Below are 22087 nucleotides of genomic sequence, written 5' to 3'. Positions count from 1 at the left end.
TTCCTCCTAATATTCCACAATAATATCTGTTTCAAGTTGACGTTTTAAGTAACGAATCATTTCTTTATAGCGATGGTATTTGGTTCGATTGGATTGATCCACTACAAGAAATCCTGACTGAAATTGGATGCCCTGAACCCCATCTTCTCCTTGGAAAACCAGTCCTTCCAACTGTGGTTTTAAGACCGTCATATAATCGCTCTTCAGATCCCGCTCGCTATCAGAAGATAAGATCAAGAAATTACCGTCTGATACATAATACAAGCTTTCATTTGGCTTCAGATGATGCGTTAACAAATAGTTGATTTGGTTCAAGGTCCGATTGTACTCTCTCGGTTGCAATTGGAAGAACAATTCCTCGTGCGACCAGTGAATGAGTAAGGCCTGAATTGTATCATTGGTTTGTCCGCCATAAGAAGCGATGCGGTTGCGGTAATCTGCGTAAGCTTCTGGCTCTTGATCCTTCACTTTTGCAATCTCTTTAAAGAGGTGATAGCGAATTCGGGTCAATATTCCAATCAAGATCGGAAAACTAAAGAGCAAGAGCAAGGCTTGATGAAATGGGATATAGACGACCCCCGCCACCAAAAAGACAATCCCAAGGGCAAATGACAACAGGATGGTCCATGTCAACAATAAATCCGATAAGACAATAGCAGAAAATAATCCTAAAACAAAGAACAATCCTTCTTCAATCAGAATCTCTCTTGCAAAAAACAAGCAGTAAAGTAAAAGAAGTACTTCGAAAACAATCAAAATCAGCAACCATCTACTTAACTTTTCCGTTTTTTTCATTTATTCTTTCTCTCCCTCATGAAATTCTTCGGCAACCTCTCCCTGGCCAAAGTAATGTTTAATGGCTTGTACGATTCGCTCAGAAGCTTTTCCATCCCCATAAGGATTTCGGGCATTTGCCATTTGAAGATACAGGCTTTCGTTGGTTAAGAGCTCTGTCATCGTCGTTTTGACAACGGTAGGATCCGTACCAACTAATTTCAAAGTCCCCGCTTTGACCCCTTCTGGGCGTTCCGTTGTATCGCGCAATACCAATACCGGTTTTCCTAATGATGGTGCCTCCTCTTGCACCCCACCTGAATCCGACATGATAAAGTAACTTCTCGAAGCTAAGTTGTGGAAATCTAGCACATCTAGAGGCTCAATGAGGTGGATCCGATCATGATCTCCTAATAGATCGTTTGCCGCCTCTTGGACCGCTGGACTAAGATGCACTGGGTAAACCACTTCAATCGTCGGTTCTTGATCCACCATTTCTCTCAGAGCCCCAAAGACCGCTCGCATAGGTTGGCCTTGATTTTCTCTTCGATGCATGGTGACCAGGATGACTTTTTTAGCTGGATCCAATTGATCCAGTACTTCGTGGTGATAGTCGTCTTGAACCGTGAGTTTCAGCGCATCAATGGCAGTATTTCCTGTCACCACAATAGAGGATTCCGGATGATTTTCTTTTAAGAGATTGGCCTTACTTTCGCCCGTCGGCGCAAAATACAGATCTGCTAAATCATCCGTCATTTGACGGTTCATCTCTTCTGGATATGGAGAATATTTATCAAAGGTTCTCAAACCAGCTTCGACGTGACCAATGCGGACTTGATTGTAAAAGGCAACCAGACTCGCCGCAAAGGTAGTGGTCGTATCTCCATGGACGAGCACCATATCCGGCTTTTCTTTTTTGATAACTGGATCTAATTGATTCAGGATTTTAGAGGTAATGTCCAATAAGGTCTGGCTTTTCCCCATAATATCCAAATCGTAATCAGGTACGATGTTAAAGGTTTCTAAAACCTGGTCCAGCATTTGACGGTGCTGGGCAGTGACCACCGTAATGGTCTCAATAACCTCTTTTTGCTTTTGCAACTCCAACACCAAAGGGGCCATTTTAATGGCCTCCGGTCGCGTCCCAAACACAACCATTATTTTCAATTTTCCCATAAACTTCCCCCGTCGACATGCATGTAATTCGACATTTTTTTAATTTGTGTGCATCTTTTTTCATTCTACCGCCAATGACTTTAAATGTCAAACCGATTTTGGGTTTTATAAAGAAATTACTAATAGTTAGTCATTTTATTATTTTGGTGTTTAGAATACATATCCATATAATCACTAATTGTAAGTATTTACAGCACGACTTTTACCGGGCTAATATTTTTGGTAAAAAAATAATTCAATAATTATACAATTATTTTTCAAATAATAAATTTTTATAATTTTTTCAAAAAAAAGCCGGAACTTGTGGTTCCGACTAATTTTCTTATTCTTCTACGACTTCAGCTGTTTGAACTTCATCAACTGTTCCATCTGTTAATGGCACTTCTTCGATAATTTCAACTTCATTAATCGCTTGTGGTTCCAAGTTACGGTAACGAGCCATACCTGTACCTGCAGGAATAATCTTACCAATGATAACATTTTCCTTCAGTCCAAGGAGATGGTCTTTCTTACCACGGATCGCTGCGTCTGTAAGAACACGAGTTGTTTCCTGGAAGGAAGCCGCAGACAAGAAACTGTTGGTTTCAAGTGAGGCTTTGGTAATTCCCATAAGGACTGGACGAGCTGTCGCAGGAACTCCACCAGAAATAAGGACGTCCTTGTTGGCATCTGTAAAGTCTGTAATGTCCATCAGAGTACCCATGAGAAGGTCTGTATCTCCTGGATCCATGACACGTACTTTACGGATCATTTGACGCACCATTACCTCGATGTGTTTGTCGCCGATTTCTACCCCTTGGCTACGGTATACTTTTTGTACTTCTGCAAGAAGGTAAGTTTCAACAGACAAGACATCACGAACGGCAAGGAGACGTTTTGGTTGGATAGACCCTTCTGTCAGAGCATCACCACGAGAGACTTGATCTCCCACTTCGACTTTCATGCGGGCAGTGTAAGGGACAACGTATTCGCCCTCACCAGTTGCTCCGCTAACAAAGACTTTCTTGGTGCGTGTAGAAGCATCTTCTTCGATGGCTGTGACTTCCCCTTTGACCTCAGTGATGACCGCTTCCCCTTTTGGATTGCGGGCTTCAAAGATTTCTTGGACACGAGGAAGACCCTGAGTGATATCGGTATTTGAGGCAACCCCACCCGTGTGGAAGGTACGCATGGTCAACTGTGTACCAGGTTCCCCGATAGATTGGGCAGCGATAGTTCCGACTGCTTCACCCACTTCAACCGCATCACCAGTCGCCAAGTTGATACCATAACAGTGACGGCAGACACCATGGCGGGTGTTACATGTAAAGACAGAGCGGATAGTGACTTCTTCAACACCAGCTTTGACAATTTCACGTGCTAGGTCTTCTGAAATCAAGGTATCTGGACCAACGATGACTTCACCTGTTTCAGGATGTTTAACAGATTTCTTGGTATAACGACCAGTCAAGCGTTCTTCGAGTGGCTCGATCATTTCCTTACCATCAGTAATGGCACGGATCACAAGTCCACGGTCTGTTCCACAGTCATCTTCACGGATAATGACGTCTTGGGCCACGTCAACCAAACGACGAGTCAAGTAACCTGAGTCGGCTGTCTTCAAGGCCGTATCGGTCATCCCTTTACGGGCACCGTGAGTTGAGAAGAACATTTCGAGTACTGACAAACCTTCGCGGAAGTTTGACAGGATTGGCAATTCCATGATCCGTCCATTTGGAGCGGCCATCAAACCACGCATACCGGCAAGTTGCGAGAAGTTTGAAATGTTACCACGGGCTCCAGAGTCCATCATCATAACGATTGGGTTCTTCGGATCTTGGTTATCCACCAAGCGTTTTTCCAATTTCTCACGGGCTGCACGCCATTCAGCTGTAACGGCATTGTAGCGTTCGTCATCCGTGATCAAACCACGACGGAATTGTTTGGTGATTTGTTCCACACGTTTGTGAGATTCTTCAATAATTTCTGCCTTATCTTCAACGACCGGAATATCGGCAATCCCCACTGTTAAACCAGCAAGGGTTGAATGATGATAACCCAAGTCTTTCAAGCGGTCCAAGAATGCAGACGTTTCAGTTGTACGGAAGCGTTTGAAGATTTCTGCGATGATATTTCCAAGATTTTTCTTCTTGAATGGAACGTTTAATTCCAATTTCTCAATCGCTGCTTTGACATCTTGACCAGGTTCCAAGAAGTACTTAGCTGGAACGCCTTCTGTCAAGTTGGCATTATTTGGCTCTTGAAGGTATGGAAGTTCTGCAGGCATGATATCGTTAAAGAGGATCTTACCAACAGTTGTCAAGAGAATCTTGTGTTGTTGCGCTTCTGTCCATGGTTTGTTCAAGCTATCTGTCGCAATTCCGACACGGGTATGCAAGTGAACATAGCCATTGCGAAGGGCCATCACCGCTTCATCACGGTCTTTAAAGACCATGCCTTCGCCTTCACGACCAGCTTCTTCCATAGTGAGGTAGTAGTTTCCCAATACCATATCCTGAGATGGAGTAACAACTGGTTTACCGTCTTTTGGATTCAAGATGTGCTCAGCAGCCAACATCAAGATACGAGCTTCTGCTTGAGCTTCTTCTGAAAGCGGTACGTGGATGGCCATTTGGTCCCCGTCAAAGTCGGCATTGTAGGCTTCACAGACAAGTGGGTGCAAGCGAAGAGCTTTCCCGTCAATCAAGACAGGTTCAAAAGCTTGGATCCCCAAACGGTGAAGGGTCGGTGCGCGGTTCAAGAGAACTGGGTGTTCTTTGATCACTTCTTCTAGGATATCCCAGATGCGTTCATCTCCACGTTCGACCAAGCGTTTTGCAGCTTTGACGTTTTGCACGATATCACGCGCAACGATTTCACGCATCACGAATGGTTTGAAGAGCTCGATGGCCATTTCACGTGGCACACCACATTGGTACATCTTAAGAGTTGGACCAACGGCGATAACAGAACGTCCTGAGAAGTCAACCCGTTTACCGAGCAAGTTTTGACGGAAGCGTCCTTGTTTCCCTTTGAGCATGTGACTCAATGATTTTAATGGACGGCTACCTGGTCCTGTGATTGGACGACCACGACGACCGTTATCGATCAAAGCATCAACCGCTTCTTGAAGCATCCGTTTTTCGTTTTGCACGATGATACCAGGGGCATTCAACTCAAGCAAACGTGCTAAACGGTTGTTCCGGTTGATCACACGACGATAGAGGTCGTTCAAGTCAGAGGCAGCAAAACGGCCACCATCCAATTGGACCATCGGACGAAGATCTGGTGGAATAACCGGAAGGATGTTGAGAACCATCCATTCTGGCTTGTTACCAGATTTGTAGAAGGCATCCAAGACATCCAAACGACGAACAGCCTTCACACGTTTTTGACCAGTTGCAGTCTTCAATTCTTCTTTCAAGAGAGCAATTTCAGCTTCCAAATCCACTTGTTTCAAGAGGTCTTGGATCGCTTCTGCACCCATCTTAGCTACAAAGGAACCTGGTCCGTATTCACGCAAGCGTTCACGGTATTCACGTTCTGTCATGATGGATTTGTGCTCAAGTGGTGTATCTTTTGGATCGATCACCACGTAAGCTGCGAAGTAAATGACTTCTTCAAGGGCACGAGGGCTCATATCCAAGGTCAATCCCATACGAGAAGGGATGCCTTTGAAGTACCAGATGTGTGATACAGGAGCTTTCAACTCGATGTGCCCCATGCGTTCACGACGAACTTTCGCACGTGTTACTTCAACCCCACAGCGGTCACAAACGATCCCTTTGTAACGGATCCGTTTGTATTTCCCACACGCACATTCCCAGTCTTTTGTAGGTCCAAAGATGACTTCATCAAAGAGACCTTCACGTTCTGGTTTCAATGTACGGTAGTTGATTGTTTCAGGTTTCTTGACCTCTCCATAAGACCATGAACGGACCTTGCTTGGAGAAGCTAGGGTGATTTGCATACTTTTAAAACGATTTACATCAACCACTATTTCTTACCTTTCCTTGTTTTCATACTTGTTTCATTTGGATACAGCTTAGGTGGGGGAAGAAAGGAAACTTTCTTGCCACCTCCTTGTATCTGTATCTTGTTATCGAATCATCCTGTCAGAAGCATTGGTTTCTCACAAGACAATCATTTTTACTGATTATTTTTCTGATTCTTCAGCATCAAAGGCTGCTTTTGCTTCCTTGGCTGCTTTTTCACGTGCTTTTTCAAGGTCATCCACATGAATCACATCATCGTCTTCCCCTTCATCGAGGTCACGAAGTTCCACTTCTTGATCATCTTCGTCCAAGACACGCATGTCAAGACCAAGAGATTGCAATTCTTTGACAAGAACGCGGAAGGATTCTGGTACACCTGGTTTTGGAATTGGTTTACCTTTGGTAATCGCTTCATAAGCTTTCAAACGTCCGTTGACATCATCTGACTTGTAAGTCAAGATTTCTTGAAGGACATTTGATGCACCATAAGCCTCAAGGGCCCACACTTCCATTTCCCCGAAACGTTGTCCACCAAACTGAGCTTTCCCTCCGAGTGGTTGTTGGGTAACCATTGAGTATGGTCCGACTGAACGGGCATGGAGTTTATCATCAACCATGTGGTGAAGCTTGATCATGTACATGACACCGACAGAGACACGGTTGTCAAACGGCTCACCAGTACGTCCATCGTAAAGAATCGTCTTGGCATCGCTATCCATACCAGCTTCTTTCACAGTATCCCAGAGATCTTCTGAGCTTGCTCCATCAAAGACTGGTGTTGCGATGTGAATACCCAAGTTACGAGCTGCCATACCAAGGTGAAGTTCCATAACCTGACCGATATTCATACGTGATGGCACCCCAAGAGGGTTCAACATGATATCAACCGGTGTACCGTCTGGAAGGTAAGGCATATCTTCAACTGGAACAATACGAGACACAACCCCTTTGTTTCCGTGACGACCGGCCATCTTATCTCCGACGCGGATCTTGCGTTTTTGTGCAATGTAAACACGAACCAACATGTTGACACCAGATTGTAATTCATCACCGTTTGCACGGGTAAAGATCTTAACATCGCGAACGACTCCATCTCCACCGTGAGGTACACGGAGTGATGTATCACGCACTTCACGAGATTTATCCCCAAAGATAGCGTGAAGGAGACGTTCTTCGGCAGAAAGGTCTTTTTCACCTTTCGGTGTTACCTTACCGACAAGGATATCGCCTTCTTTAACCTCAGCACCAATACGGATAATACCTGTTTCATCCAAGTCACGAAGAGCATCTTCCCCGACGTTTGGAATTTCACGGGTAATTTCTTCAGGGCCTAACTTGGTATCGCGTGTTTCTGATTCGAATTCTTCCAAGTGAACAGATGTGTAGACATCTTCTTTCACCAAGCGTTCGCTCATGATAACAGCATCCTCGAAGTTATACCCTTCCCAAGTCATGTAAGCGACGATTGGGTTTTGACCAAGGGCCATTTCCCCTTTTTCCATCGATGGACCATCAGCGATAAAGTCGCCTTTTTCAACGGTTTCACCAACTTTAACCAGAGTACGTTGGTTGTAAGCTGTACCGGAGTTTGAACGACGGAATTTTTGGATATGGTAAACATCAAGAGATCCATCTTCCCGACGAACTTCTACCTTGTCTGCATCTGCATAGGTAACCTTACCACCATGTTGTGCAATGACTGCAGCTCCTGAGTCATGGGCTGCTTGGTATTCCATACCAGTCCCCACATAAGGGGCTTTTGGATCGATCAATGGCACAGCCTGACGTTGCATGTTGGCACCCATGAGGGCACGGTTGGAGTCATCGTTTTCCAAGAAAGGAATACATGCTGTCGCAACGGCAACTACTTGTTTTGGAGATACGTCCATGTAGTCGACTTGATCAGATGGGAATTCTTGGTTGTTACCACGGTGACGTCCCATAACGATTGGCTCAGCAAAGCCACCTTTTTCGTTCAACTTAGAGTTGGCCTGAGCAACGATGTACTCATCTTCTTCATCGGCTGTCAACCAAACGATTTCGTTGGTGACTACACCTTTTTCACGGTCCACTTTACGGTATGGCGTTTGGATGAAACCATATTTGTTCAAGTGTCCGTAGGATGACAAGTTGTTGATCAAACCGATGTTTGGTCCTTCAGGTGTTTCGATTGGACACATACGACCATAGTGGGTATAGTGCACGTCACGCACTTCATATCCAGCGCGGTCACGTGTCAAACCACCAGGCCCTAAGGCAGACAAACGACGTTTGTGAGACAACTCAGAAAGTGGGTTGTGTTGGTCCATGAACTGTGACAATTGGGAAGATCCAAAGAATTCTTTAATTGCCGCAGTTACTGGACGGATGTTGATGATTTGTTGTGGTGTCAAGACATCGTTATCTTGTACAGACATCCGTTCGCGAACGTTTCGTTCCATCCGTGAAAGTCCAAGACGCACTTGGTTAGCAAGCAATTCACCAACGGCACGAATCCGACGGTTTCCAAGGTGGTCGATATCATCCACGCGGCCAAGACCTTCTGCAAGGTTCAAGAAATAGCTCATTTCTGCCAAGATATCAGCTGGAGTTACGATGCGCACTTTGTCAGATGGGTTGGCATTTCCGATGATGGTAACAACGCGGTCTGGATCTGTTGGAGCAACAACTTTGAATTTTTGCAATTCTACTGGCTCTGTCAAAACAGCAGCATCATTTGGAATGTAGGTGATTTTGTTCAAACCGTTATCCAATTGTTCAGAGATGCTGTCGATCACATCGCGCGTCATGACAGTACCAGCTTCTACAAGAATTTCCCCTGTTTCAGCATCTACCAATGGTTCTGCGATTGTTTGGTTCAACAAGCGGTTCTTGATATTGAGTTTCTTGTTGATCTTGTAGCGACCAACTGGTGCCAAGTCATAACGACGTGGATCAAAGAAACGGGCTACCAACAAGCTACGTGAGCTTTCCGCTGTTTTTGGTTCACCTGGACGAAGACGCTCGTAGATTTCTTTGAGGGCTTCATCTGTCCGTGAATCCATTGGGTTTTTGTGGATATCTTTTTCGATGGTATTGCGAACCAATTCGCTGTCCCCAAAGATATCGATGATTTCATCATCTCCAGAGAATCCAAGAGCACGCACAAGAGTTGTAAATGGAATCTTACGTGTGCGGTCGATACGTGTGTAAGCAATGTCTTTTGAGTCGGTTTCAAGCTCTAACCAAGCCCCACGGTTAGGAATAACAGTTGATCCATAACCAACCTTACCATTCTTGTCCACCTTATCATTGAAGTAGACACCTGGTGAGCGGACCAACTGAGATACGATAATCCGTTCTCCACCATTGATGATGAAAGTTCCCATTTCAGTCATGATTGGGAAATCACCAAAGAAAACTTCTTGGGTCTTGATTTCACCTGTTTCTTTGTTGACCAAACGGAAGGTCACAAAGATTGGTGCTGAGTAGCTGGCATCGTGGATGCGCGCTTCTTCAAGCGAATACTTAGGTTCGCGGATTTCATAACCCACAAATTCCAATTCCATTGTATCCGTGAAGTTTGAGATGGGAAGCACATCTTCAAATACTTCCTTCAAGCCATGATCCAAGAAATCTTTGAATGAGTCTGTCTGGATTTCAATCAAGTTTGGTAAATCAAGAACCTCTTTGATTCTTGAAAAACTACGACGGGTCCGATGTTTCCCGTATTGAACGTCATGTCCTGCCAAAGTTTTTAGCTCCTTTTTCCATACTAGGATAGCTTGGTAAAATGACTTTCACCACCTATCCGGTTTTAACTACAATTGTGTGATTTGCATCACGTGAAGAGCTATCTCTTCACCTCATTCGTCGCTTTTTGTAATTTTTAGAAAAATTAAATTTGTGTAACAAACTAGGATTTTTCTGAAAAATAGGCACAAAAAGAGCAGCTAAATCGACTTATTCAAGTAAGATTTAACTGCTGTAAGCTCTTATTTGGACAATATTTCAAATAAAGCACACGACAAATTAGTTATCACTATTATACCGTTTTTTGCTCCAAAAATCAAGGCTTTCTCCAGGTTTTCTACTGGATCAGACTAGTGTCGATTGCCACGATTTGAGCTGTTTCGATTTGAACTATTGCTGGATGAACTATTGGTTGTCGAATTGTTCTTATTATTCGACTGATTTCCACTGGTATTGCCGAGAATGGCTGCCCAAGCACTTTGATAATCGCTATCCGATCCCCCGATGGCAAAGCGGTATTGAGTGGTTGGCGCTCCGTTTTTGGCCCAAAGGCTCGTCACCATTTGACCGCTCACATCGATATCCCGACCATTGACATTGACGCGGCCCGGTCTTTCACCAGTCGATTTGAGCACTTCAGAGCGGATCACACTCTTATCGAGAGTGAATTTATCCTGAATCCCAAAGAGACTTGGATCTGCTTGGTAGATTGCATTCGCCAACTGCGCCATGTATTGGGCATTGTTGTTGTATCCAGTCAAGGTCTGCATGGAAGCATTGTTGTCATGACCGATCCAACCTCCTAAAGAAACATTAGGGGTGGACAGCATCAACCACATATCTCCATTTGAGTTAGTGGTACCGGTTTTTCCAATCCAGTCTGCACCTGCCAGCGTTGGGTTGACTTGGCTAATCCGTGACTTAAAGGTCGTTGTTGCACCAGACGTAATAACCCCGCGCAAGAGATCCTGCATAATCGTTGCCGTTGCTGGAGAGTAAACACGAACAGGATCTGCCTCGTGCTTGTATACCACATCTCCATCTCGATCAATGATTTGCTCTACCATGTAGCGTTTGAGGTAGTTCCCATTGTTAGCAATGGTTTGGAAACCATTGGTATGTTGGGCAACAGTGACCTCAATTCCTCCCCCCATCGGCAGACTCTCAATGCCATATTCAGGGATATCATAGCCCATTTTCTTCATGTAGGATGGGACATCCACACCTTTTTCACGAAGAGTCCGGTAAGTCCAGTAAGCTGGAATATTCCATGAGGTATTGAGGGCCTCACGGAGATCCATCATGGCTGTCCCTCGGCTATCCACGTGCATGATCGGCTCCCCACTTGAGAAATTAGTCGGGTAGTTAGAAAGGATGCTATTGCTTCCCATCAAGCCTTGGTCGATGGCAATCCCATAGGCCAACAGTGGTTTGATTGTAGACCCTGGGGAACGCTCTGTATCAAAGGCATGGTTGTTTTGGTTGCCGTCAAAATTCCGTCCACCGATAAATCCTAAAACGGCACCCGTTCGGTTGTCCATAAGGACATTCCCAACTTCTACAAGACCCGTCCCATCATCCAAGACGCTTCCAAAATTCGCTACCGCGGCCTGCATCGCATTGTGAACCGGTTTGTTGATCGTGGTTTGGATGGTGTAGCCACCTTCGCGCAATTCGCTCTCAGCTAATTCTTGGTAAGCCTTGACGGTTTCATTATTTTTCAAGTCTTGCTTGGTGACATTGTCTCGCTTGATCAAGTAATCATACATGGCTTCTTTTGCTTCTGCCATGGCTTGGAAGTAGAGGTAGTCATGCGGTGTTTTCTCGATGCCATCTGGAGCGATGAAGTCTTTGGTCAAGTCGTACTGAGCATAGGTCTCGTAGTCTTTTTTCGACAAGGTTCCCGTCCGGTACATATTGAACAAAACGTCTTTGGCACGCGCCAGACCTAACTCGAGGTTCTCCTTGCTCTTTAGGCTACCGTCTGCAGCATAAGGAGAGTAGACAATCGGACTTTGTGGCAAGCCAGCGATAAAGGCCGCTTGTGGAACAGACAAGTCTTTTGCAGAGACGCCAAAGATCCCTTGAGCTGCAGCTTCCACACCTGCAATATTTTGTCCTCGATTATTTCGTCCAAAAGGCGAAACATTTAAGTAGGTGGTTAGGATTTCATTTTTATCCATTCCCCGCTCTAAAGCTAGGGCATCAACAATCTCTGTCGCCTTACGAGTAAAGGTTGGAGCGTCTCCCACGACTTGCTGTTTGATCAACTGCTGGGTCAGGGTTGATCCCCCACTAGAGGAACCCACGCCGGCTACAGATCCAAGTGTTGCCCGAAGAACGGCTTTAGGCACAACCCCCTTGTGGCTTTCAAAATTCTCATCCTCAGTAGCGATCACAGCCTTCTTGACATTATCTGAAATGGCGTCTCCTGCGACTGGCGTGCGGATCAAATCACTGTCCACTTCTGCAATCAAGCTCTTATCGGAATAAGTCAGTTTTGAAACACTGCTGACGTTGCGGACCTGCTGGACCAATTCTTCTGTCTTTGGAACCTTGACATTGCTAAAGAGGCTCGCCGCATAACCAATCCCGATCCCTGCACCAAATAAAAAGAGGCACACGAACAGGGCGATCATGACATCCCACAAGAGTTTGAGGGTCCTCAAAAATGTCGCAAAAATATCGCCGACAGACCAGCTACTTTCCTCATTTTTTTCCTTATTCGGAGTTTCTGTATACATCTTTGCAAAGAATTTTTGGACTTTCTTCCAAAACTCTTGCAGCTTCTCTTTTAATTGATTCACTGATTCTTTCTCCTTGTTCCCTATATTATAGCAGATTAGGCCCTTTGTTTTCAATCACAAGAGCGTAGAAATCGTCACTCATTCTTCCTGGGTAAGGACAAGAAAATGATGGAAACCATTGCCATTTCCGTGGTTTATGGTAGAATAGAGAAATGAATAAACTTATAAAGGAGAAAAGACACATGCACATTTTTGATGAGCTAAAAGAGCGTGGTTTGGTATTTCAAACGACGGATGAAGAAGCCTTACGCAAAGCACTGGAAGAAGGTCAGGTTTCTTATTATACTGGTTATGATCCAACTGCTGACAGCCTTCACCTTGGTCACTTGGTTGCCATCTTGACGAGCCGTCGCCTTCAACTAGCAGGCCACAAACCTTATGCGCTCGTTGGCGGTGCGACTGGTCTCATTGGTGATCCGTCCTTCAAAGATGCTGAACGTAGTCTCCAAACAAAAGAAACTGTACAAGAATGGGTTCGCTCCATTCAAGGGCAATTGTCTCGTTTCCTCGATTTTGAAAATGGTGACAATAAAGCCGAAATGGTCAACAACTACGATTGGTTTGGAAGCATTAGCTTTATTGACTTCCTTCGTGATGTCGGAAAATACTTTACGGTCAATGCTATGATGAGTAAAGAATCTGTTAAAAAACGGATTGAAACAGGGATTTCTTACACAGAGTTTGCCTACCAAATCATGCAAGGCTATGACTTCTACGTCCTCAACCAAGAACACAATGTAACCCTTCAAATCGGTGGATCTGACCAATGGGGAAACATGACAGCCGGTACTGAGTTGATGCGTCGTAAAGCAGATAAAACTGGTCATGTTATGACTGTGCCTTTGATCACAGATGCAACTGGTAAGAAATTCGGTAAATCAGAAGGTAATGCGGTCTGGCTCAATGCAGACAAAACATCTCCATACGAAATGTATCAATTCTGGATGAATGTGATGGATGCGGATGCTGTGCGTTTCTTGAAGATCTTCACTTTCTTGTCACTTGATGAGATTGAAGAGATCCGCAAACAGTTTGAGGCCGCTCCTCATGAACGCTTGGCTCAAAAGATCTTGGCGCGTGAAGTGGTTACCCTCGTCCACGGCGAAGAAGCCTACAAGGAAGCCCTCAACATCACCGAACAACTCTTTGCAGGAAACATCAAAAACCTTTCTGTAAAAGAACTCAAACAAGGCCTTCGTGGTGTGCCAAACTACCAGGTCCAAGCAGAAGACAACCTCAACATTGTTGAACTCTTGGTCACAGCTGGTGTGGTAAATTCTAAACGCCAAGCCCGCGAAGATGTTCAAAACGGAGCTATCTACGTCAACGGCGAACGCATTCAAGACCTTGACTATGTCTTGAGCGATAGCGATAAATTAGAAAATGAATTGACCGTTATCCGCCGCGGTAAGAAAAAATACTTTGTTTTGACTTATTAAGAAAGTAAAACCACGAAGTTAATACGAAACTTCGTGGTTTTCTTATACACTTTTTTCTGGGACTATTTCCCTTTTCTGCGATACAACAATGCTTGGTTGATTCGTTGAGTTTTTTTATGGAGTTGCCAAATCTGGTAAAGCCAGATCAGGCCGTAAATGGCTAGAAAGATCAACCAAGGAATCGGGCTCCGTAAGGCTGCCCCCCAGCCAAAAAATAAGTAGGTCAATGCTAAGATGGTAGCTGTCACAACTAAATGCAGGACCACACGCAAACTATAGGTCAAAAACTCTTCTTCCTCAAGAATGAACGTCAAAACTCCCATTGTTCCACTCATTAAAAAGATCGCTAGGATGTTGCGTACATTCACAGCGGGATAGACGATGTTGGGATAGATATGGGATAATAACACCAAACACAAATAAAAGAAGGATCCTGTCCTCATACCAGATACAAAATAAGCTATAACTCGTTTCATCACTTTCTCCTATACCCCTAAATAATCCATCAAGGATTTGACATATTTCCGACTGACACTTGATTTCACTCCGCGTGTCAGTTTAGCCATCATATTGCCTGAAAAACTATCCGATAGCGATTCCAAATGGTCGATATTCATCACCGCGTGGCGGGATATCTGTAAAAAATTACGACGATTAATCCGATGTTGAAAATTTGTCAAAGTATCTCTGACGGTAAACGTTTTGTCTGTCGTATAAATGGTCAGCTGATTCTTATCAATCTCGGCTAGAATAATGTCATCAATTTTCACCATGATCAAATGATCATCTGTTTTGATAGGGATCACTACTTGATTCACTGTCGAAAATTGTTCGAGATAGTCCATCACCTCTCGTGCTTGATCGGATAATTGCTTGGCTTGAATGACCACACAGGGGTCGTTTTCTGGGATATCCTGTTTTTCCTCAAAACGAATCTTCATTCCTACTCCAATTCTCACTTACTTTCTTTTATTCGATCTTTTTGCTAAGGGAACCCAAATCCCCAAAGCTAGAAGAATACCACCTAACACTATAAGGTATGTTTGTTCCTTTGTCAATAAGGCTTGCCATTTGAGCTGAACACCCATTTTTTCTTGAAATTCTCGAAGAAGATCATCTCGCCCCTTAAAGGTTTCGCTCACTGCTTCTTTCATGAGTACTTGTCGATAAAGTGCAGCAATATAAGTTGCTGGAGTACATTTCATTAGTAGTTGTGCAAAATCAGGTAGAACACCTAAAGGTACATAAGTCCCTACCAAAAAACCAGAAGCTGTACCCACTATGGTCGAAAACTTCCCAAGACTGTCTACGGAATGGAAAAAATAAACAAAAATGGCATTCACTAAACTAGAAAGCAGGCTACTAAGCAGCATAATAAGGAGTACTTCAGGTAATAAAGACAGTGCTGGAACTTCTCTAAAATAGCCACACATCAGCACATACATAAGGGCCTGCATGAAAAAAGAGATGATGATTGCGCTCGTTAGATACGAAAATGGTAACCGCCACTTTCCTTGATCCGATAAATAAAGATCCTGATCTACTTGATGTTCACGATCCTTTACTAGCTGAGTCAGGGCAGCCAGACTTGTCGTAATCCCTGTCACAGCCAGCGTCCCACTCATTAACCAATTATTTAACACAGGACCACTATTGGGGAGCTGAGCCCAAGCATCTGTTAGATTTTTTTGAAGAAAAATAATATAAAGAATAAAGGAAATCAAGGCTCCCAACAGAGAGAAGAAAACTCCTGAACGATTTCTGAAGTACAATAAAAAATTTCGCTTTAGTAAGGCTAGCATTAGTGAACCTCCCTTCCTGTAAGTGCAATAAAGGCATCATCCATGGTCCCTGGACGAAACTCAAAATGGGCTAGATTATCTCTAACTTGCGCCAGGTAATCAATGGCTTCCCTTTCACTCTTGGGTTGAAAAATATACTCCAATTGACTTTGTTGCTCTACTGACATTCCCGAAGATTTGAGACTTTCTATCTGCTGCATCTCCTTGAAACGAATCTTTAAGATATTAGTAGCATACTGACTCTTAATATCTAGTGCTGATCCCTGAGCAATCACTTTCCCATGGTCCACAATATAAATCTGATCAGCTTCATCTGCCTCGTCAAGATAATGCGTGGTCAGTACAACGGTCATCCCCTCTTCTTTCTGCAATTGATAGAGCAAATCCCAAATAGACTTTCGGGTTTGGATATCCAAACCTGTCGTTGGTTCGTCTAAGAACAGAATATCTGGTTGCGAGAGCAGGGCACGCGCAATGTCAACCCGACGCTTTTGGCCACCTGAAAGCGTCCCGTATTTCTGCTTTTGGAAAGCTGATAGACCTAGCCGATCAATAAGATCAGACACACGATTTGGTTTTAGGTCTTTGTACTGTCTCGCACGAATGGTCAAATTTTCTCTAACCGTTAGCATCTCATCTAAAACACTGGTTTGGAAGACCACACCAATTTTAGTACCTGGTTCATAGATGATTTCACCTTGCGTTGGTTGTTTCAAACCAATCAACATGGAAATCGTCGTTGATTTCCCCGCCCCATTTGGTCCTAGAATCGCATTAAAGGTTCCCTTTTCAAACTGTAAATGAATATTGTTTACGGCTAAATGATTTCCATATCGTTTACTGATGTTTTTAGCTTGTAATATCATGTTCTCTCTCCTTTTGATAAAACCAGTCTAACAAAAAAGCCGCTTAAAAAATGGCTTTTGGGGATAAGTGGTCAAAATGAAGAGATGAGTGGCGAGATAGAAGAGATTAAAATGAGGAAAAAATTTATTGCAGCCATTCTTTTCCCCATTGATTCAAGTCCTTTAAAATTGGCATCAGTGAATTTCCTTTTTCTATCAGCTCATATTCTGTTTGGTACTCTATTAGAGCATCGGTTGCTATCTAGAGGCTCTTTTGTTACACTACTAATATGAATACACCGATTAAACCAAAATTACAACGATTTCAAACAGCCACTGCTTTTGCCTGTCCCATCTGTCAACTGGACCTAGAACTTGTGGAGACCAGTTTTAAATGTCCCAAGGGCCATTCTTTTGATTTGGCGAAATTTGGCTATGTCAACCTGGCTCCCCAGATCAAACAATCAAAGGACTATGACAAAGAAAATTTCCAGAATCGCCAGCTAATCCTAGAAGCAGGTTTTTATGAGCCGATTCTAACAGCGATCGGACAAAAAATTCCGACCAGTGATGCCAAGATTCTAGATACCGGTTGTGGAGAAGGCTATTACTCCCGAAAGCTACAAGAAGCTTATCCCGAAGCTACTTTCTATGCCTTTGATCTTTCAAAGGAATCTGTGCAACTAGCTGCCAAGAGTGACACTAGCTGGAAGGTCAATTGGTTTGTAGGAGACTTGGCTCATTTACCCATTCAATCCAAGAGTATAGAGGTCATTTTGGACATCTTCTCCCCGGCTAATTACGCTGAATTTGAGCGTGTCTTAAAGGCTGAAGGGGTGATCATTAAAGTCGTCCCAACCTCTTCTCATCTGAAAGAAATTCGTCAGTTGGCCCAAGATCAATTGACCAAGCAATCCTACTCCAACCAGGAAATTTTGGAGCACTTTGAAGACCACTGCCAAATTCTCTCATCCGAAACAGTCAGCCTCACCAAGAGTTTAACTCCTGAAGAACGCCAAGCGCTCCTCGCTATGACCCCTCTTCTATTTCACGTTGACCAAGAAAAAATCGACTGGACCCAACTCACAGAAATCACCATTGAAGCTGAGCTTCTAGTTGGGAAAATCAAGATACAAAGGACTTAAAGTAAAAAGGCTGAGACGATTTGTCTCAGCCTTTTTACTCATCTTCTGCATGCTCTGTCATGACTTGTAAAGCACTTTTTAAATCCTTTTTGCTATTTGTGCGATTTTTTCGAGTTCTTCTTTCCGTTGACGATCACTCATATATTCCACTCGTGTAACTTGTGTCACTTTAACCGGTTTAATACCACAGGGTTTCAAGATTTGGGATTTTAGAACCTTTGCGTAGTCTTGAGAAAAAGGAAGAAAAATTTTTGGCGTATTATGCGTCGTAATGATCCATGCTTTTCCATCTAGTTGCCCCACCGGACCTCGAGGTCCATTCTGATAAGCAAAACCTGCAACAAAAACACGATCAATAAAACCTTTTAAAATAGCTGGCATTCCACTCCACCAAGTAGGGAAAATAAAAATCAACTGATCCGCCCAACTCAATAAATCTCTATACGGTTTCATGTCTTCATTATGCTGTAAATCTCTCCTTTTATGCCTTTCATCAAAACGTAAAACCGGATCAAAGTTTTCTTTATATAAGTCTACTATTTTAACCCTATGCTCTGGTGCTAAATGCTTTTGCACAGTTTGAAGGATTGATGCATTATAACTTGTTTCATTCGGATGTGAATAGATTATTAAAACATTCATCAGCTATCTCCTTTTATATAAATATCAAGCATCGTTCTGACGGTCTTTTGAACATCATTTTCTTTAAAGCTTTCTCCAACGGGACTCCTTACCAATAGAGCCAAACCAGCAATAAAACTCCAAAAATGGATCAAAATTTCTGCGTCACTACTAGAAAGATTTTCCTCATCTTTAAGTCTTAACGCTACCGACTTAAAATGTTCAAATCCTGGTAAAGAGGAGTTGACTGAAATAGTTTCCTGGGATAGCTCCAAATAGTTATATGGAAATTTGATAAATAATGCTTCAAATAGATAGGTTTCCTCTTGGGCAAACCTTACAAAGTTACAGCCCATCAGAATTAGTTGAGTTCTTGCATCTATGGAAGTATCAATCCCTTGTATCATATTTGTCAAAAAGAACATTGATAAGTGTTCCATAACCACTTGAATATATCTATCTTTACTTCCAAAATGCTTATAGGGAGCTCCATGAGTCACCCCACATTTTTGAGCTATTGTACGCATAGACATCCGGTCAATCCCGTTAGTTCTAATTTCTTCAATGCCGACCGAAATTAACTTTTCTTTCAGTTCTTCCGTATTCCGTTTCATTTGACCACCTTTCCCTATCAAAGTATACGCCGTCTACTTTTTATAAAGTATACACTGTCTATTTATATTTGTCAAATTAAAAAATACTCAAAACTTAGCTTCAGAGTCTCTGACCTTCTGTTATCTACTCACCTAAGGAAAGTTTCTAAGAAGACTTTATCTTCAATTAAAAAGCTGAGACAAATCGTCTCAGCCTTTTACTCATCTTCTGTATGCTCTGTCATGACTTGTAAGCGATAGGTTTTAGGCGATTTCCCACAGAGTTTACGGAAAACCTTGTAGAAATAGCCTACATTACTGTAACCAACTTTATAGCAGATATCTTCAATGCTGTCATTGGTCGATAAGAGGAGCTGCTGGGCAGCCTTAATCCGCTGTTTGTTGAGGAGTTCTGCGAACGTTGCATTGGTTTCTCGTTTAATCAATTGGCCTAAATAGACTGGATTGATAAAGAGAGCCTGACTGATGTCCTTGAGCGACAGCTCTTTTTGGTAATCACGGCTAATCACTTGGAGGACACTCGCTACATTTTCGTTCATCCGATAGTGGGATAAGAAACGGGACAATTCTTCCTGGATAAAGCTAATCATCTCTCTAAAGGTAGCAGCTTCTTGGACTTTCTTGACCACATCGGCCAAATCATCTCCTTGTAGGTATTCAAACAAATGAAAGACATCCATCAAAAATTGGATAAAGAGTTGCTTGGTCAGCGAAACCTTGGGTGTCTTCTCAAGGATCATTTTTTCCAACCAGTCCAGTTCTTCTAAGATCTGTTGGATATTTCCTTGCATGATCACCCGGTAGGCCGGCTCGTAGTAATGGAAGACCTCTTCATCTTGATTGAGAGGGGTCGCTCCATAAAAGAGACTCCGCTCCACTAGGTCCTTAAATTGATGAAAGTGCTCCTTATAAGGTGGCTCAAAGGCCTTCTCAATCATGGCTTCTTCTTGATCTGAGATAAAGAGTTGAAGATTTTGCCCGAGAACTTGGTAAGACGAGCTGATAAAACCTTTTTTCTCCTTAGCAATCCCAATCCACAGTGAATTCCGGCCTGCGATATACCGACAAAACTCTTCCTCAGAGATGTCATCGTGAATCAAGCGGTTGGCCAACTCTTGGCTTGGTTGCTGGATTTGGTGCTGGATTTTTTCTAGGATATTGCCCATCTCCACCTTATTGACCGGTTTGAGCAGGTAGTCTGCCACGCGCAAATTGAGGGCTGTCTTGACATATTCAAAATCCTGATAGCCTGACATAATGATAAAAGCAGCATCTGGTATCAAATCCTTCATCTCTGCAATCATCTGAAGTCCGGTCTTTCCAGGCATATTGACATCCGTGATCACCACATCCACCGGATGCTCTCGTACATAATCAAGGGCCTGGTCTGCATCTTCTGCAGTTGCGACCACTTCCATATTCCAGTGGTCAAAGGGGATTAATTTTTTTAACCCTTCTGTAATCATATACTCATCGTCTACTAATAAGACTTTGTACATTCTGTCTCCTTTATTCATCTTGAATGGTTATCGTATAGGTCACTCCATGGTTAGGTTGGGAGAAGACTTGGATATGGTAGCGATCTCCAAAATAGAGTAGCATGCGTTCATGAACATTGACAATTCCGATGGACTGCCGCCCACTCTTTTCTTCGATTTCTGAGCGTGGATTGCGATTGGCTAGCATCTCTTGAATTTTTTCTAGCTGTTCTTCTTCCATCCCGCGCCCATTATCACTGATCAGGATCATGACTTGCCCTTCTCCTTGCAAGACTTTGACACTAATCACATTGTCCTTGCGTTTGTGATCCACTCCATGCGCAAAATAGTTCTCGACCAAAGGCTGGATGGTGAATTTTGGAATCTTCATCTTTTCCAAGCCTGGATCGATCTTAAAGCCATAGGCAATCGATTTTGGATAACGCACCATACAGAGGTAGCTGTATTTGCGACAAAATTCGAGCTCATTTTCAACTGTCGTCACTCGCTCATCTGAGATATTGTTGCGCAAGAGACTACTAAACTCATAGATAATATCACCCAATTCATCCTGCTCTTGCATGACGGCGTACATCCGGATAAATTCCAGTGTATTGTACATGAAGTGGGGATTAATCTGGGCTTGTAGGGCCCGCATATTGGCATCTTTTTGGCTGAGCTGTAGCTGATAGATATCCCGAATATTCTTATCCATATTGTCTAACATGGTATTGATCATATTACCAATAACCAGCAGTTCTTGGTCCTTGGTCGAGGTATCAATCCGTCGTTCACTATCGCCTTGACTGATCTGATTCATGGTATCAACCAAATCGAGGACTTGACGCCGGTAATTTTTGAAAATCTGCCGTAATAACAAGTAAAGGATCAAGAAAATCAGGAAAGCAATGGAGAGAAAAGTGGTCAGGTTAGCTAGACCCTTTTTGACCAGATAACTTTCAGAAACAGCCACATCCACCTTGTAGCCATAGATCGTGCTACGGGTTTGCCATTTAACATCTTTTGATTGCCCCTTATCCCCTTCATGGTACATCTCTTTCCCAAAGGGAGTGAAGATCCGTACAGCGACCGGAAGATCGCCTCTGGCATTATCAATCGCTGCCGTCAAAATTTCTTGGTTCAGCGTCATATAAGCAATCCCAACTCCAGCACCCGTAGTCGGATCTGTCAAAGGAACCGGAATGGCTGTCGCAGGAGCCTTGTAATGGTCCGCTGAGACTTGCTTGCCTCCCTGTGATTGCCGGGTAGAGACAAATACCGTCTTGTAATCAGACAAGGTGACATCGATACCCTCGATGTTTTTATTGCTCAAATAGAGACTGTCAATATTCTTATGTAGGGACAATTGGATATAAGAAGGGAACTGGGCATTCAATCGCCAAGTCTCATACTCCGATGGTGACAAGGTAAAATAGCGATAAACCCCTTCTAATTTTGCAGGGTTTTCAACGAGACTACGCCCTTCTTGTGTGACCCGCTGATAAGAGGTCTCAAGATCCGTCACGACTTCAGTCAAGACCCGTTGGGCGATCCGATCGGCTTCAGCTTGCTGGTTTTTCCAAGAGATCCCCGCTACGACGAGACCCATAATGGTCAAAATGACCACCATGACATAGGCGTAGAATTTTAAAAGCGTACTTAACCAGATTTTTTTCATCG

The 22087-nt window shown here is 43.4% G+C and carries 15 protein-coding genes and 1 pseudogene; 2 read left to right on the top strand and 14 right to left on the bottom strand.

All coding sequences use genetic code 11. The features are described from left to right. Positions 1–6 precede the first annotated feature (6 nt). The 5 genes from ADG03_RS08970 to pbp1b form a co-directional block, all read right to left on the bottom strand. On the bottom strand, positions 7–795 hold the full coding sequence (locus ADG03_RS08970) for an MMPL family transporter (protein WP_023919656.1): 789 nt from the start codon (positions 793–795) through the stop codon (positions 7–9). Continuing rightward, entirely contained in the window at positions 796–1950 is a 1155-nt protein-coding gene (gene wecB, locus ADG03_RS08965) for a non-hydrolyzing UDP-N-acetylglucosamine 2-epimerase (RefSeq protein WP_049472879.1), read from the bottom strand. It lies immediately after the preceding gene. A 322-nt stretch (positions 1951–2272) separates the two neighbouring features. Then, positions 2273–5926, bottom strand: coding sequence for a DNA-directed RNA polymerase subunit beta' (gene rpoC / locus ADG03_RS08960; protein ID WP_003009742.1), 3654 nt, complete (start codon positions 5924–5926; stop codon positions 2273–2275). Between the two features lie 159 nt (positions 5927–6085). Beyond that, positions 6086–9655 (bottom strand): DNA-directed RNA polymerase subunit beta, encoded by a 3570-nt coding sequence (rpoB, locus tag ADG03_RS08955; protein ID WP_049472880.1) that lies wholly within the window; start codon positions 9653–9655, stop codon positions 6086–6088. 351 nt (positions 9656–10006) lie between these two features. Further along, positions 10007–12463 (bottom strand): penicillin-binding protein PBP1B, encoded by a 2457-nt coding sequence (gene pbp1b, locus ADG03_RS08950; RefSeq protein ID WP_049472882.1) that lies wholly within the window; start codon positions 12461–12463, stop codon positions 10007–10009. Between the two features lie 182 nt (positions 12464–12645). Here pbp1b and tyrS point away from each other — a divergent pair, with 182 nt between their 5' ends. Next, positions 12646–13902, top strand: coding sequence for a tyrosine--tRNA ligase (gene tyrS / locus ADG03_RS08945; RefSeq protein ID WP_003004779.1), 1257 nt, complete (start codon positions 12646–12648; stop codon positions 13900–13902). A gap of 62 nt (positions 13903–13964) precedes the next feature. Here the strand turns inward: tyrS and ADG03_RS08940 are convergent, their stop codons facing one another. The 5 genes and pseudogenes from ADG03_RS08940 to ADG03_RS11945 form a co-directional block, all read right to left on the bottom strand. Continuing rightward, positions 13965–14378: a DUF3021 domain-containing protein gene (locus ADG03_RS08940; RefSeq protein ID WP_049472884.1), complete on the bottom strand. Its 414-nt coding sequence runs from the start codon at positions 14376–14378 to the stop codon at positions 13965–13967. Between the two features lie 9 nt (positions 14379–14387). Then, entirely contained in the window at positions 14388–14843 is a 456-nt protein-coding gene (locus tag ADG03_RS08935) for a LytTR family DNA-binding domain-containing protein (protein ID WP_031572580.1), read from the bottom strand. Positions 14844–14861: 18 nt separating this feature from the next. Further along, entirely contained in the window at positions 14862–15704 is an 843-nt protein-coding gene (locus ADG03_RS08930) for an ABC transporter permease (RefSeq protein WP_049472885.1), read from the bottom strand. Next, positions 15704–16570 carry an ABC transporter ATP-binding protein gene (locus ADG03_RS08925; protein ID WP_049472887.1) on the bottom strand — a complete coding sequence of 289 codons (867 nt, stop codon included), beginning with the start codon at positions 16568–16570 and terminating at the stop codon, positions 15704–15706. Before ADG03_RS08925 ends, ADG03_RS08930 begins: the two co-directional genes overlap by 1 nt. 124 nt (positions 16571–16694) lie before the next feature. After that, positions 16695–16781 (bottom strand): annotated as a pseudogene (locus ADG03_RS11945) (winged helix-turn-helix transcriptional regulator); the annotation flags it as partial. Between the two features lie 58 nt (positions 16782–16839). Here ADG03_RS11945 and ADG03_RS08915 point away from each other — a divergent pair. Then, positions 16840–17694 (top strand): putative RNA methyltransferase, encoded by an 855-nt coding sequence (locus ADG03_RS08915; protein WP_049472888.1) that lies wholly within the window; start codon positions 16840–16842, stop codon positions 17692–17694. 78 nt (positions 17695–17772) lie between these two features. On the opposite strand, the gene ADG03_RS08910 is transcribed toward ADG03_RS08915, so the two are convergent. From ADG03_RS08910 to ADG03_RS08895, 4 genes are all read right to left on the bottom strand, one after another. After that, on the bottom strand, positions 17773–18336 hold the full coding sequence (locus ADG03_RS08910; protein ID WP_014712763.1) for an NAD(P)H-dependent oxidoreductase: 564 nt from the start codon (positions 18334–18336) through the stop codon (positions 17773–17775). Next, positions 18336–18929, bottom strand: coding sequence for a TetR/AcrR family transcriptional regulator (locus ADG03_RS08905; RefSeq protein WP_003004492.1), 594 nt, complete (start codon positions 18927–18929; stop codon positions 18336–18338). The genes ADG03_RS08910 and ADG03_RS08905 overlap by 1 nt, the downstream gene beginning before the upstream one ends. Before the next feature lie 197 nt (positions 18930–19126). Then, positions 19127–20428 carry a response regulator transcription factor gene (locus ADG03_RS08900; RefSeq protein ID WP_049472889.1) on the bottom strand — a complete coding sequence of 434 codons (1302 nt, stop codon included), beginning with the start codon at positions 20426–20428 and terminating at the stop codon, positions 19127–19129. A gap of 10 nt (positions 20429–20438) precedes the next feature. Beyond that, positions 20439–22085 (bottom strand): sensor histidine kinase, encoded by a 1647-nt coding sequence (locus ADG03_RS08895; protein ID WP_049472891.1) that lies wholly within the window; start codon positions 22083–22085, stop codon positions 20439–20441. Positions 22086–22087: the final 2 nt, after the last annotated feature.

This window comes from Streptococcus parasanguinis, assembly GCF_001069785.1.
In the GTDB taxonomy this organism is placed as follows: Bacteria; Bacillota; Bacilli; order Lactobacillales; family Streptococcaceae; genus Streptococcus; species Streptococcus parasanguinis_T.
Note: the sequence above shows the minus strand (reverse complement) of the source record. Positions and strands in the feature narration are given on the sequence as shown.

Coding starts and splice junctions, on each gene's coding strand:
- ADG03_RS08970 (WP_023919656.1), bottom strand. CDS start 795: ATGAAAAAAACGGAAAAGTTAAGTAGATGGTTGCTGATTTTGATTGTT.
- wecB (WP_049472879.1), bottom strand. CDS start 1,950: ATGGGAAAATTGAAAATAATGGTTGTGTTTGGGACGCGACCGGAGGCC.
- tyrS (WP_003004779.1), top strand. CDS start 12,646: ATGCACATTTTTGATGAGCTAAAAGAGCGTGGTTTGGTATTTCAAACG.
- ADG03_RS08940 (WP_049472884.1), bottom strand. CDS start 14,378: ATGAAACGAGTTATAGCTTATTTTGTATCTGGTATGAGGACAGGATCC.
- ADG03_RS08935 (WP_031572580.1), bottom strand. CDS start 14,843: ATGAAGATTCGTTTTGAGGAAAAACAGGATATCCCAGAAAACGACCCC.
- ADG03_RS08930 (WP_049472885.1), bottom strand. CDS start 15,704: ATGCTAGCCTTACTAAAGCGAAATTTTTTATTGTACTTCAGAAATCGT.
- ADG03_RS08925 (WP_049472887.1), bottom strand. CDS start 16,570: ATGATATTACAAGCTAAAAACATCAGTAAACGATATGGAAATCATTTA.
- ADG03_RS08915 (WP_049472888.1), top strand. CDS start 16,840: ATGAATACACCGATTAAACCAAAATTACAACGATTTCAAACAGCCACT.
- ADG03_RS08910 (WP_014712763.1), bottom strand. CDS start 18,336: ATGAATGTTTTAATAATCTATTCACATCCGAATGAAACAAGTTATAAT.
- ADG03_RS08905 (WP_003004492.1), bottom strand. CDS start 18,929: ATGAAACGGAATACGGAAGAACTGAAAGAAAAGTTAATTTCGGTCGGC.
- ADG03_RS08900 (WP_049472889.1), bottom strand. CDS start 20,428: ATGTACAAAGTCTTATTAGTAGACGATGAGTATATGATTACAGAAGGG.
- ADG03_RS08895 (WP_049472891.1), bottom strand. CDS start 22,085: ATGAAAAAAATCTGGTTAAGTACGCTTTTAAAATTCTACGCCTATGTC.